The organism is Comamonas guangdongensis (assembly GCF_041079535.1).
GTDB lineage: Bacteria > Pseudomonadota > Gammaproteobacteria > Burkholderiales > Burkholderiaceae_C > Comamonas > Comamonas guangdongensis.
The window spans coordinates 61827-73986 of sequence record NZ_JBFYGN010000010.1 but is presented as its reverse complement, the minus strand read 5'-3'; the positions used below and the strand labels follow the sequence as shown (position 1 = coordinate 73986).

General features: G+C 63.8%; 13 protein-coding genes. 3 read left to right on the top strand and 10 right to left on the bottom strand.

The annotated features are described in order from the left end of the window. Positions 1-5: 5 nt before the first annotated feature. The 3 genes from AB6724_RS10945 to AB6724_RS10935 are packed head-to-tail and all read right to left on the bottom strand — an operon-like array spanning position 6 to position 975. Positions 6-368, bottom strand: a complete 363-nt coding sequence (locus tag AB6724_RS10945) for a response regulator (RefSeq protein ID WP_369338553.1) — start codon at positions 366-368, stop codon at positions 6-8. Continuing rightward, positions 368-772, bottom strand: a complete 405-nt coding sequence (locus AB6724_RS10940) for a response regulator (RefSeq protein WP_369338552.1) — start codon at positions 770-772, stop codon at positions 368-370. Before AB6724_RS10940 ends, AB6724_RS10945 begins: the two co-directional genes overlap by 1 nt. 50 nt (positions 773-822) lie before the next feature. Continuing rightward, on the bottom strand, positions 823-975 hold the full coding sequence (locus tag AB6724_RS10935; RefSeq protein WP_369338616.1) for a rubredoxin: 153 nt from the start codon (positions 973-975) through the stop codon (positions 823-825). Positions 976-1090: 115 nt separating this feature from the next. Here AB6724_RS10935 and thiD point away from each other — a divergent pair, with 115 nt between their 5' ends. The 3 genes from thiD (at position 1091) to AB6724_RS10920 (ending at position 5256) form a co-directional block, all read left to right on the top strand. Beyond that, positions 1091-2056, top strand: a complete 966-nt coding sequence (gene thiD, locus AB6724_RS10930; protein WP_369338551.1) for a bifunctional hydroxymethylpyrimidine kinase/phosphomethylpyrimidine kinase — start codon at positions 1091-1093, stop codon at positions 2054-2056. Next, positions 2040-3344 carry a glutamate-1-semialdehyde 2,1-aminomutase gene (gene hemL / locus AB6724_RS10925; RefSeq protein ID WP_369338550.1) on the top strand — a complete coding sequence of 435 codons (1305 nt, stop codon included), beginning with the start codon at positions 2040-2042 and terminating at the stop codon, positions 3342-3344. Before thiD ends, hemL begins: the two co-directional genes overlap by 17 nt. Positions 3345-3516: 172 nt before the next feature. Then, positions 3517-5256: an alkaline phosphatase D family protein gene (locus AB6724_RS10920; RefSeq protein ID WP_369338549.1), complete on the top strand. Its 1740-nt coding sequence runs from the start codon at positions 3517-3519 to the stop codon at positions 5254-5256. Here AB6724_RS10920 and AB6724_RS10915 read toward each other — a convergent pair. The 7 genes from AB6724_RS10915 to dusB form a co-directional block, all read right to left on the bottom strand. After that, on the bottom strand, positions 5253-5861 hold the full coding sequence (locus AB6724_RS10915; RefSeq protein ID WP_369338548.1) for a DNA-3-methyladenine glycosylase I: 609 nt from the start codon (positions 5859-5861) through the stop codon (positions 5253-5255). The two genes, AB6724_RS10920 and AB6724_RS10915, sit on opposite strands and share 4 nt — an antisense overlap. 180 nt (positions 5862-6041) lie before the next feature. Next, a complete protein-coding gene (locus tag AB6724_RS10910; protein WP_369338547.1) occupies positions 6042-7520 on the bottom strand; it encodes an amino acid permease in 1479 nt (492 codons plus the stop codon). Between the two features lie 246 nt (positions 7521-7766). Next, complete coding sequence (locus tag AB6724_RS10905) at positions 7767-8444, bottom strand: phosphatase PAP2 family protein (protein WP_369338546.1); 678 nt, start codon at positions 8442-8444, stop codon at positions 7767-7769. Positions 8445-8545: 101 nt separating this feature from the next. Continuing rightward, positions 8546-8989, bottom strand: coding sequence for a c-type cytochrome (locus AB6724_RS10900; RefSeq protein WP_369338545.1), 444 nt, complete (start codon positions 8987-8989; stop codon positions 8546-8548). Between the two features lie 194 nt (positions 8990-9183). After that, positions 9184-10770 (bottom strand): bifunctional phosphoribosylaminoimidazolecarboxamide formyltransferase/IMP cyclohydrolase, encoded by a 1587-nt coding sequence (purH, locus tag AB6724_RS10895; RefSeq protein WP_369338544.1) that lies wholly within the window; start codon positions 10768-10770, stop codon positions 9184-9186. Positions 10771-10856: 86 nt separating this feature from the next. After that, a complete protein-coding gene (locus tag AB6724_RS10890) occupies positions 10857-11090 on the bottom strand; it encodes a Fis family transcriptional regulator (protein ID WP_283485845.1) in 234 nt (77 codons plus the stop codon). Next, positions 11087-12148: a tRNA dihydrouridine synthase DusB gene (dusB, locus tag AB6724_RS10885; RefSeq protein ID WP_369338543.1), complete on the bottom strand. Its 1062-nt coding sequence runs from the start codon at positions 12146-12148 to the stop codon at positions 11087-11089. The genes AB6724_RS10890 and dusB overlap by 4 nt, the downstream gene beginning before the upstream one ends. Positions 12149-12160: the final 12 nt, after the last annotated feature.

Below are 12160 nucleotides of genomic sequence, written 5' to 3'. Positions count from 1 at the left end.
CGCCTTTACAGAGCCGCGATCTTGGCCTGCAACTCGGCCGCGTCCACGGGCTTGGTGATGTAGGCGCGCGCGCCCTGGCGCATGCCCCAGACGCGGTCCGTCTCCTGATTCTTGCTGGTGCACATGATGATGGGCACGTTGGCGTACTGAGGATCGCGCGAAATCGCACGGGTCAGCTGAAAGCCGTTCTGGCCGGGCATGACCACGTCCATCAGGATCAGGTCCGGCTTGTCTTCGGCCAGGCGCAGCATGGCTTCCTCGCCGTTCTCTGCCGTGCGCACCTGCAAGCCCTGCTTTTGCAGCAGATCGCTCAGAAACATCAGCTCCGTCTTGGAATCGTCCACGATCAGTACTTTTTGAATTGCCATCATGCAGCTCCCACACCTGCAGCCTGCTTGCCGAACTGTTCCACGGCCTGCAGCAGTTGATCTTTGGTAAACGGTTTGGTCAGATAGTCCTGGCAGCCCACCATGCGGCCGCGCGCCTTGTCGAAAACGCCGTCCTTGGAGGACAGCATCACCACGGGCGTGCTCGCAAAGCGCGCATTGCGCTTGATGATGGCGCAGGTCTGATAGCCATCGAGCTTGGGCATCAGAATGTCGCAGAAAATGAGCTGCGGCTGATAGTCGTTGACCTTGGACAAGGCATCGAAGCCATCGTCGGCCAGCAGCACTTCGTAGCCGCCTTGCTTGAGAAAGATTTCAGCGCTGCGGCGGATGGTGTTGCTGTCATCCACCACCAGAACCCGCAGGGGCGCACTGGATGCTGTCACGGTGAAATTCCTCCCAGGTCTCTCTTTATTGGAACGAGCGGCTTGTGCACTCAGATTTCCACCATCTCGAAATCTTCTTTGCGCGCACCGCATTCCGGACAGGTCCAGTTCATGGGCACGTCTTCCCAACGGGTGTTTGGCGCGATTCCATGCTCCGGGCTGCCTTGCTCCTCGTTATAGAGCCAGCCACAGGTCAAACACATCCAGGTTTTAGGGTCAGTCACAGCTTAAAGGGGCTTCACATAGAATGCAACGATTGTATCTAGTCACAACCCCGGCCCTCACCCTTGCATTCCCGGGTGCAAACTGGGGTGCGCCATGGCACTGAACCCCAATACACCTCACGCCACCCGTTCCGTCAGCCAAGAGCCGGATGCCGAATCGGCCCCGGTCTGCGTGCTGATCTTCAACAGCAGCGACCCCTGCGGAGCCGGCGGCCTGTCCGCCGACATCGCCACCATTTCCTCGGTGGGCGGCCATGCTCTGCCCGTGGCCTGCGGCGCCTATGCGCGCGACACGGCCCGTGTCTACGAACACTTTGCCCTCGACGACGAGGCCGTCACCGAGCAGGCCCGCTCCGTACTGGAGGACATTCCGGTCGCGGCCATCAAGGTGGGCTTTGCGGGCAGCCCGGACAATCTGGTGGCCATCGCCGAGATATCTTCCGACTATCCGGACATCCCCATCGTCAGCTACATGCCCGACCTGTCCTGGTGGGAGGAAGACCGGCTGGACCAGTATCTGGACGCCTTCAAAGAGCTTGTGTTGCCTCAAACCTCGGTGTTGGTTGGAAACCACAATACCCTGTGGCGCTGGCTGCTGCCCGACTGGGAGCACAGCCGCCCGCCCACGGCGCGCGACATCGCCATGGCCGCCGAAGCGCTGGAAGTGCCCTATGTGCTGGTGACGGGCATCCCCCTGCCCGACCAGTTTGTGGACAATGTGCTGACCACGGCCCAGACCGTGCTGGGCAACAGCAAGTACGAGATGTTTGACGCCACCTTCACCGGTGCCGGCGACACCCTGTCCGCGGCGCTCACGGCCCTGCTGGCCACGGGCAACGACCTGGGCACGGCCACGCTGGAAGCGCTCGAATACCTGGACCACAGCCTGGATGCGGGCTTTCGGCCCGGCATGGGCCACTATGTGCCCGACCGCCTGTTCTGGGCCCAGCCCACCGAGGACGAAGAAGACGATGGCGCCGAGGACCAGTCTTCCGACGATGAAACCGAGACCAAGCCTATAGAAGGCTTTGTGATGCCCTCTCATGACACAAAACACTGATCTGAATATTGCCCTGTTCGAACGCGCCAAGAGCGTGATCCCCGGCGGCGTGAATTCCCCCGTGCGCGCTTTCGCTGCCGTCGGCGGCACGCCCCGCTTTGTGCAGCGCGCCCAGGGCGCCTATTTCTGGGACCAGAACCAGCAGCAGTTCACCGACTACATCGGCTCCTGGGGCCCGATGATCCTGGGCCACGGCCACCCCGAAGTGGTGGCCGCCGTGCAGGCCGCCGTGCTCGAAGGCTTCAGCTACGGCGCCCCCACCGAGCGCGAAGTGGTGCTGGCCGAGAAGATCCGCGAGCTCATGCCCAGCATGGACATGGTGCGCATGGTCAGCTCCGGCACCGAGGCCGGCATGAGCGCGCTGCGCCTGGCGCGCGGCTTCACGGGCCGCAACAAGATCATCAAGTTCAACGGCTGCTACCACGGCCATGCCGATGCGCTGCTGGTCAAGGCCGGATCGGGCCTGGCGACCTTCGGCGCCTCCTCCTCGGCCGGCGTGCCCGCCGATGTGGCCAAGGACACCATCGTGCTCGAGTACAATGACGTGGCCCAGCTCGAGGAGGCTTTTGCCAAGATCGGCAGCGAGATCGCCTGCGTGATCATGGAACCCATCGCCGGCAATATGAACTTTGTGCGCGCCACGGTGGAGTTCACGCGCCGCATCCGCGAGCTGACCCGCGAGCACGGCGCGCTGATGATCTACGACGAGGTGATGACGGGTTTCCGCGTGGCCCTGGGCGGTGCGCAAAGCGTGTACGCCAAGGACATTGAAGGCTTTGCGCCCGACATCACGGTGATGGGCAAGGTGATCGGCGGCGGCATGCCCATGGCGGCCTTCGGCGCGCGCCGCGAGATCATGGAAAAGCTCTCGCCGTTGGGCCCGGTCTACCAGGCCGGCACGCTGTCGGGCAACCCGATTGCCACGGCCTGCGGCCTGAAGACGCTGGAGCTCATCAGCCGCCCCGGCTTCCATGCCGATCTGCACCTGAAGACCGGCCATCTGATGCAAGGCCTGAAGGCCGAAGCCAATGCCGCGGGCATTCCTTTCAGCGTTGACTGGCAGGGCGGCCTGTTCGGCTTCTATTTCCTGCCCGAGCTGCCCAAGACCTATGCCGAAGTCATGAAGACCGACGGTAAGGTCTTCAACCAGTTCTATCACGGCATGCTGGAGCGCGGCCACTACTTCGCGCCCGCGCTGTACGAGGCCGGCTTTGTGAGCGCGGCCCACACGGAAGCCGATATCGACCGCACCATAGAAGCGGCGCGCGAAGTGTTCAAGACACTGTAATCCGCCTCTCTCCCTCCAAAAGCCCCGCGGCCTCGTGCCCGCGGGGCTTTTGTTTTTGATAGCGCGCAGCGCTGATGCGGCGATGGCTTGAACGCGACGGACGAGTTGGGGCTTTCACGGCAGCGTCATGCAGGCTTGCGACGCTCGCGGATTTGTTAGCAGGAGAAGTTCCATGACCGACCGTGCCTCCCCGCATCCGCTGCACAATCTTTTTCGCGATGCCGCACCCAGTGACGACGGCCGACGCCGCTTTGTGCGCCAGCTGGCCTTGGGTGCCGGCGCCATGGCCACGCTGCCGCTTGCGGCCTGCGGCGGCGGCAGCGAGCCGGAGGTGAGCTTTGCCCATGGCGTGGCCAGCGGCGACCCGCTGGCCGACCGCGTGATGCTGTGGACGCGCGTGACGCCACCGACCGGCCACGAGGCCGATATCCCCGTGCAATGGGAGCTGGCCGGCGACGCGGCTTTCGCCTCCATCGTGGCGCGCGGCGAGGCCCGCGCCACGGCGGCCCAAGACTTCACGCTCAAGGTCGATGCCACAGGCCTCAAGCCTGCCACGGCCTACCACTTCCGTTTCCGCGCCTATGGCGTCACCTCGCCCGTGGCGCGCACGCGCACGCTGCCCACGGGCTCGGTGGCCCAGGTCAAGCTGGCCGTGTTCTCCTGTGCCAACTACCCGGCCGGCTATTTCAACGTCTATGCCGATGCCGCAAGGCGCAACGACCTGGACGCCACCGTGCACCTGGGCGACTACATCTATGAATACGGGCGCGGCGGCTATGCCTCTGGCAATGCGGCGGCCATGGGCCGGCTGGTGCAACCCGCGGGCGAGATCCTCTCGCTGGCCGACTACCGCCAGCGCCACGCGCAGTACAAAAGCGACCCCGATCTGCAGGCCCTGCACGCCGTCGCGCCCATGATCGCGGTCTGGGACGACCACGAGTTCGCCAACGACACCTGGAGCGCAGGCGCCGAGAACCATCAGCCCGAGGAAGGCGACTTCGCCAAGCGCAAGGCCGCAGCCATGCAGGCCTACCACGAGTGGATGCCCACGCGCACCGCTGCGCCCGAGCTGATCTACCGCAGCTTTGCCTTCGGCGACCTGATGGCGCTGCACATGCTGGACACGCGCATCATCGGGCGCGACAAGCAGCTCGACTATGCGGACTTCATGCAGGCCGGCGGCTTCGATGCCGCGGGCTTCACAGCCGCCGTGACCAACCCCGCGCGCCAGCTCATGGGCCAGACCCAGACGCAGTGGCTGCAGCAGCAGATGGCCGCCTCCAGCGCCACTTGGCAGCTGCTGGGCCAGCAGGTGTTGATGGGCCGCATGAACATTCCCGCGCCCATACTCATGGAGACCATGCAGCCGGGCGCGGGCGTTTCGGTGTCGCAATACGCGGCCCTGGCCGCCAAGGCGCAGAGCGCTGCGGCCACGCTCACTCCCGCGGAGCAGGCCATACTGGCCCAGCCCTCGATTCCCTACAACCTCGATGCCTGGGACGGCTACCAGGCCGCGCGCGAGACCGTGCTGGGCATGGCGCGCCAGCTCGGCAAGAAGCTGGTGGTGCTGGCCGGCGACACGCACAACGCCTGGGCCAACGAGCTGCAGGACATGAACGGCAACGCCGTGGGCGTGGAGTTCGCGACTTCGTCCGTCAGCTCGCCGGGCTTCGAGGAATATCTGCCCAAGGAAAACCCCGCCATGCTGGCCGGCGCGCTGCAGCAGCTCATCAAGCCGCTCAAATACTGCGACACCTCGCGCCGCGGCTACATGGTCGTGACGGCCACGGCCGATGCCTGCCGGGCCGACTGGGTCTATGTGAGCAGCATCACCAGCCGCCAGTTCACGGCCAGCACCGATGCCTCCATGAAGGTGCTGGCCAGCGCGCCGGGCCAGCTGGTAAAGCTCTAGGCCCCGGGCCGCTGGAACACGGCCCGCGCCTTCTCCACCTCGGCGCGCGTCACGCAGCCCGGGGCATGGTCGTTGACCAGGCCCATGGCCTGCATGAAGGCATAGACCGTGGTGGGGCCGACGAACTTCCAGCCGCGCTTTTTCAGCTCCTTGGACAGGGCCTGCGACTCGGCCGTCTGCGCCGGCACGACGGCACCTGTGGATGGGCTCGGCGGCATGTGGCGCCAGAAGAAGGCTGCCAGCGATCCTTCCTGCGCCACCATCTCCTGCGCGCGCCGCGCGTTGTTGATCACGGCCTCGATCTTGCCGCGGTGGCGCACGATGCCGGCGTCCTGCACCAGGCGCTCTACATCGGCGGCGCCAAACTGCGCCACGCGGTCAAAGTCGAAGTTGGCAAACGCGGCGCGGAAGTTCTCGCGCTTGGCCAGAATGGTGTACCAGCTCAGGCCCGACTGAAAGCCCTCGAGGCTGAGCTTCTCGAACAGCCGCCGGTCCTCGGCGACCGGAAAGCCCCATTCATGGTCGTGGTAGTGCACATACAGCGGCGAGCCATGGCACCAGAAGCAGCGGTCCTGGCCGTCGGCGGAGGGAAGTGTGTGAGACATGGGCCCACTGTACGCAAAGATGCGCCAGCAAAAATCGAGACAGAAAAATGCCCTGCCGGCATTGCCGTGCAGGGCATTCAATTTGATAGCAGCCAGCGCCTGCTGCATCTACTTTTCAGAGATCGATTCCTCTGAAATCCTTTTGCAGCAGGCGCTGAATGCTTTCATATCAGGAGCATCTCAGCGCTGCTGCGCCAGCCGTGAATGGCGCATGCCATAGACCAGATAGATGACCAGGCCTATCGCCATCCAGATCATGAAGCGAGCCCAGGTCAGCGTGGTCAGATTCAGGGCCAGATAGGTGCACAGCAGAGCGGACAGCAGAGGCAGCAGCGGCACCAGCGGCACGCGGTAGCCGCGCGGCAGATCGGGGCGCTTTTTGCGCATGACCAGAATCCCTAGGCTCACCAGCACAAAGGCCGACAGCGTGCCGATATTGATCATCTCCTCCAGCAGCTCCACCTTGGTAAAGCCCGCCAGGGCCGCGATGACGGCACCCACCATCAGTTGCAGGCGCACCGGCGTCTTGCGCTTGGCCGAGGTCACGCTCCAGCTGCGCGGCAGCAGGCCGTCCCGCGACAAAGCCATGAGGATCCGGGCCGAGCCCATGAGCAACACCATGACCACGGTGGTCAGGCCCAGCAGCACGCCCACGGCAATCACCTGGGCCGCCCAGTTGGCACCCACGTTGATGAAGGCCGTGGCCAGCGAGGGGTTCTCGGCCTTGGCCAGCTCGGCATAGGGCACCATGCCGGTCAGCGCCAACGTGACCAGGATGTAGAGCAGGGTCACCAGGGCCAGGCCGCCGAAGATGCCGCGCGGCAGCGTTTTTTGCGGGTCCTTGACCTCTTCGGCCGAGGTGGCGACCACGTCGAAGCCTATGAAGGCAAAGAACACCAGCGAGGCGCCGGAGATCACGCCCAGCCAGCCGTATTGGCTGGGGCGGGCGCCGAACAGCCAGGCCAGCATGGGCTGGCCCCAGACATCGCCGGTCACGCCATGGCCCACCACGGGCGGCTGGGCCGGCGGCACAAAGGGCGTGAAGTTCTTCACGTCCATATAGGTGAAGCCCACCACGATCACGAACAGGGTGATGGCAATCTTGATCAGGGTGAACACATTGTTGACCCGGGCAGACTCCTGCGTGCCCAGAATCAGCAGCCCGGTGAACACCGCCACGATGAAGAACGGCCCCCACTCCAGGCTGATGGCCCCCAGATGCAAGGTGCTGGGAATGTCGATGCCTGCCGTGGCAAACACCGTGGACAGGTAGATGCCCCAGTACTTGGCGATCACCGCGCCGGCCGCAATCATCTCCAGCAGCAGATTCCAGCCGATGATCCAGGCCACGCCCTCGCCCATGGTCAGATAGGTATAGGTGTAGGCGCTGCCCGTGACCGGCACGCTGGAGGCGAACTCTGCATAGCACATGGTGGCCACGGCGCAGGTGGCGGCGGCCAGGATGAAGGAGAAAATCACGGCCGGTCCCGCAAAGCTGCCCGCCGCGCGCGCGCCCACCGAGAAAATGCCGGCGCCCACGGCCACGGCCACGCCGAGAATCATCAGGTCGAACGCGCCCAGGCTGCGTTGAAGTTGGCGGCCCGGCTCGTCCGAATCGGCCAGCGCCTGCTCAATGGTTTTGGTTTTTAGCCACTGCATGCATACCCCAGAGAGCCTTGCAGCCAGCGGCCGAGGGCTCCGTTATCAGATCAAAAGCGCATACTAGGGTTTAAACCGGTATCACGCAGCTTAACTGCGGCATCTCGGGGTTGTCTGCATGTTTTGTGCGAGCCTGCCAGCAGCACATTCTCAGAAAAGATAGGCAGGCCACGTCTTTCAAGAAGCCTGCATGCGAGCCTGATACGACGCCGGATAAATGCGGGCAGGCAAACGCCTGCGCATAAATCACAAAATCCCGGCCGCTGCGGACGGGATTGGCGCGGCCGCTGCGGCGGGCCGGATCAACACTGCCAGCAAGGCCACCAGCAAGGCGGCCGTCACCACGTCGAGGATGTGATGCTGGTGCACCAGCATGGTGGAAGCGCAGATCGCCAGCCCCCAGAGAGCGATCAGCAGGCTCAGGCCGCGCCGCCCGAGTCGCCACTGGCTGGCGACCACGGCCCAGCCCGTGGCCAGGGTGTAGACGATGTGCAGCGAAGGCAGCAGATTGTGGGGTCTGTCCACCGCAAACATCAGCGTGAAGATGCTGCGATAGGGCTGGTCCTCGGGTATCACGCGCTCGAACCCCAGATTGGCCGGAAAGAAGGCAAACACCAGCCCGCAGAGGATGGTGGCCAGCACCTGGCGCCGGCCCAAGGCATCGATAGCGCTTTTGTCCAGCAGCCACACGGGCAGCGCGATGAAAACGAAGAACGAGAAATACACCCAGATGAACTCGGGCACCAACGGAATCAGCGCATCCCAGGGCGTGACGAAGTCATGGCGCTCGGCGCGCTGGGCAGCGAGCCAGTTGGCCGCGGGATAGATGGCATAGAACACCAGCAGCGTGCAGAGGGTCCAGAACAGCAGGCCGCGAGATTTGGCGGCAGCGGGTGATGGCGGCAGGATCCGGGACAGAGACATCCGGCCGATTATGCGAAAACCCGGCGATTGCGGCTCGGCCCTTCCAACAAAAAAGGCCTGGAGCACATGGCTTCAGGCCCGGTCGCGGTCATGGCCGACCTTCACCGAGCCGTGGGCTCGGTGACCAGCAGCCAGCGCGCCATCAGCAGGGACTGCTCCTCGCTGAGCTGAGGATGGCGCGGCATGATGACATTGCCCCAGACGCCCACGCTGCCGCCCCGTATCTTGCCGGCCAGATATCGATCCGCATCGCTCTGCTGACGGTATTTGGCGGCCACATCCACAAACGAAGGCCCCACATAGTGGCGCTCCCAACCATGGCAGCGCATGCAGTCCGAAGACTCCACCAGCTTGCGGCCCTCGGCCAGTTCCGGGTGCTTTTGCACCTGAAGATCGGCGGCCTGCTCGGCGGCGCTCACCCGCATGATGCGCCAGCCGATATTGGCCACACCCAGGGCCGCCGCCGCCATCACCACGGCAATGGCCCAGCCCATCCAGCGCGGACGCGGCGGGTAGTTTTCTTCGTCGTCGACGGGATCAGTCATAGCAAACAATCACAGCTCAAAGCCGCTCAAAAAAGTATGGCCAGCTTGCGCTGGCCATAGGACACGGAGCAGAAAACTGGCGCGTTCCAAGCCAGAGACGCCGAGCCAGAGCCGCCTCGCGGCGATGGCGTCGTCCCCCTCCCACAAAGCAAGAGAGGGGGAAGCGGCAAAGCCGCTCAGGGGGAGTCTTCTAATTAGTGACGGAAGTGGCGCACGCCCGTGAACACCATGGCCACGCCGCGCTCATTGGCCGCATCGATGACTTCCTGGTCGCGCATGGAACCGCCGGGCTGGGCCACGCAGGTCGCGCCCGCATCGACCACCACGTCCAGGCCGTCGCGGAAGGGGAAGAAGGCGTCCGACGCCACCACGGTGTTCTGCAGCGACAGCTTGGCGGCTTCGGCCTTGATGGAGGCAATGCGGGCCGAATCCAGGCGCGACATCTGGCCGGCCCCCACGCCCATGGTCATGCCGTTCTTGCAGAAGACGATGGCGTTGGACTTGACGAACTTGGCCACCTTCCAGGCGAACAGCAGATCCTGCAGCTCTTGCTGCGTCGGCTGCTTGATGGTCACGACCTTAAGCTCTTCGAGCTTGAGTTCATGGTTGTCGGCCGATTGCAGCAGCAGGCCCGAACCCACGCGCTTGGTTTCCAGTACATTGCGCACGTCACCGTAGTTGGCAGGCAACGCAATCTTCATCAGGCGCACATTGACCTTGGACTTGAAGATTTCCAGGGCTTCGGCGGAAAACTCCGGAGCCATCAGCACTTCGACGAACTGCTTGGAAACGGCTTCGGCAGCGGCCTTGTCCACAGGGCGGTTGAAGGCAATGATGCCGCCAAAGGCGCTGGTGGGGTCGGTCTGGAAAGCCTTGGAATAGGCTTCGAAGGCGTTGGCGCCGATGGCCACGCCGCAGGGGTTGGCGTGCTTGATGATCACGCAGGCGGGCACTTCAAAGCTCTTGACGCATTCCCAAGCAGCATCGGCATCGGCGATGTTGTTATAGGAGAGTTCCTTGCCCTGCAGTTGCACGCCGGTCGCCAGCGAGCCGGCAGCGGGCACCAGGTCGCGGTACCAGGCCGCTTGCTGGTGGCTGTTTTCACCGTAGCGCAGGTCTTGCACCTTCAGGTACTGCTCGTTGAACTGGCCGGGGAAGGCGGCGCGCTCGGGCACATATTCTTCGCTGAGCTTTTCGTCTTCGAACTTGACCGACGACAGGTAGTTGCTGATGGCACCGTCGTACTGGCTGATGCGGTTGAACGCCGCAACCGACAGATCGAAGCGCAGCTTGTTCGACAGCTTGCCTGCAGTCTTGAGCTCACCCAACACGGCCTCGTACTGGTCGGCAGCGGTGACCACGCCCACGTCCTTCCAGTTCTTGGCCGCAGAACGCACCATGGCAGGGCCGCCGATGTCGATGTTTTCGATGGCATCAGCCAGCGTGCAGCCGGGCTTGGCCACGGTGGCTTCAAACGGATAGAGGTTCACCACCAGCAGGTCGATGGTCTCGATGCCGTGTTCCTTCAAAGCGGCCATGTGCTCGGGGAAGTCGCGACGTGCCAGCAGACCACCGTGCACCATGGGGTGCAGGGTCTTGACGCGGCCGTCCAGCATCTCGGGAAACTGGGTGACTTCGGCCACCTCGGTCACGGGCAGGCCCTTGTCGGCCAGCAGCTTGGCCGTGCCGCCGGTGGACAGCAGTTGCACGCCCAGGGCGTGCAGGGCTTGCGCAAATTCAACGATGCCGGTCTTGTCGGAGACGGAGATCAGAGCTTTCATGGGCGTCAATTCAAAGTTTGGATAAAAATAAACTGCAGCGCATATCCATCAATCGCTTGCAGCTATGGATTCGGAAGCAATGCAGCTCAGAGCAACTGGTGATCCAGCAGCTTTTTGCGCAAGGTGTTGCGGTTCAGGCCCAGCCACTCAGCCGCGCGCGACTGGTTGTTGTCGGCCTGGCCCATGACCACCTCCAACAAGGGCTTTTCGACAAGGCGAATCACCATGTCATAGACATTGGCGGGCGTTTCGCCTTCCAGATCGCGGAAATAGCCCTCCAGGCTATCGCGAACGACTTGTTCCAAGTTCTGATTGCTCATGCAGTCATTCCTGCCGGTTCGTCCAGCTCGCTGCTTTCAGCAGCTGCCGTGGCAGCCGGTATCCGCTCCATCTGTTGCCCCAGGGCATCCAGATAGTCGGCCACGGCCTGCCATTGCACCGCGCAGTCCTCAATAGTGTTGATATATTTTCTGAACTCTTCCCCGCCCGGCAGAGCACGCAGATACCACGCAATATGCTTGCGCGCGCTGCGCACGCCGGTCCCCTCGCCATACAGACTGTAATGATCCTGCAGATGCTCGAGCAGCAGGCGGCGCAGCTCGGCCACCAGTGGCGGCGCCAGATGCTCGCCCGTCGCCAGAAAATGGGCTATCTCGCGAAAGATCCAGGGCCGTCCCTGAGCCGCACGGCCCACCATGATGGCATCGGCCCCGGTATAGGCCAGCACATCGCGGGCTTTCTCGGGGCTGTTGATATCGCCATTGGCCACCACGGGCACGTTCACCGCCTGCTTGACGGCCGCAATCGTGTCGTACTCGGCAAAGCCCTTGTAGCCCTGCTCGCGCGTGCGGCCGTGCACGGTCAGCATCTGGATGCCGGCATCCTCAAACTGCCTGGCCAGCACGATCGCATTCTTGTGCGCATCGCACCAGCCGGTGCGCATCTTCAAGGTCACGGGCACGTTGTAGGGGCGCGCGGCCTCGACCACGGCGCGGGCGATCTCCACGGCCAGAGGCTCGTTCTGCATCAGCGCCGAACCGGCCCATTTGTTGCAGACCTTCTTGGCCGGGCAGCCCATGTTGATGTCGATGATCTGCGCGCCGCGCTCAATGTTGTAGACGGCCGCCTCGGCCATCATGGCCGCCTCGGTGCCGGCGATCTGCACCGCAATCGGGCCGGGCTCGCCTTCGTGATTCGCGCGGCGGCTGGTTTTGAGGCTGTTCCACAGGTCCTTGCGGCTGGTCACCATCTCGCTGACCGCGTAGCCGGCGCCCAGGGCCTTGCACAGCTGGCGGAACGGCCGGTCCGTCACGCCCGCCATGGGTGCGACAAACAGGCGATTTGCCAATGGAATATGACCTATGTGCAGGGCGGACATGGAAAGGGGTTG

What these genes read in the sequence shown, in the direction of transcription:
- hemL (WP_369338550.1), top strand. Translation starts at nt 2,040, where the DNA reads ATGACACAAAACACTGATCTGAATATTGCCCTGTTCGAACGCGCCAAG.
- dusB (WP_369338543.1), bottom strand. Translation starts at nt 12,148, where the DNA reads ATGTCCGCCCTGCACATAGGTCATATTCCATTGGCAAATCGCCTGTTT.
- AB6724_RS10905 (WP_369338546.1), bottom strand. Translation starts at nt 8,444, where the DNA reads ATGTCTCTGTCCCGGATCCTGCCGCCATCACCCGCTGCCGCCAAATCT.
- AB6724_RS10900 (WP_369338545.1), bottom strand. Translation starts at nt 8,989, where the DNA reads ATGACTGATCCCGTCGACGACGAAGAAAACTACCCGCCGCGTCCGCGC.
- AB6724_RS10890 (WP_283485845.1), bottom strand. Translation starts at nt 11,090, where the DNA reads ATGAGCAATCAGAACTTGGAACAAGTCGTTCGCGATAGCCTGGAGGGC.
- AB6724_RS10915 (WP_369338548.1), bottom strand. Translation starts at nt 5,861, where the DNA reads ATGTCTCACACACTTCCCTCCGCCGACGGCCAGGACCGCTGCTTCTGG.
- purH (WP_369338544.1), bottom strand. Translation starts at nt 10,770, where the DNA reads ATGAAAGCTCTGATCTCCGTCTCCGACAAGACCGGCATCGTTGAATTT.
- thiD (WP_369338551.1), top strand. Translation starts at nt 1,091, where the DNA reads ATGGCACTGAACCCCAATACACCTCACGCCACCCGTTCCGTCAGCCAA.
- AB6724_RS10945 (WP_369338553.1), bottom strand. Translation starts at nt 368, where the DNA reads ATGGCAATTCAAAAAGTACTGATCGTGGACGATTCCAAGACGGAGCTG.
- AB6724_RS10920 (WP_369338549.1), top strand. Translation starts at nt 3,517, where the DNA reads ATGACCGACCGTGCCTCCCCGCATCCGCTGCACAATCTTTTTCGCGAT.
- AB6724_RS10935 (WP_369338616.1), bottom strand. Translation starts at nt 975, where the DNA reads ATGTGTTTGACCTGTGGCTGGCTCTATAACGAGGAGCAAGGCAGCCCG.
- AB6724_RS10910 (WP_369338547.1), bottom strand. Translation starts at nt 7,520, where the DNA reads ATGCAGTGGCTAAAAACCAAAACCATTGAGCAGGCGCTGGCCGATTCG.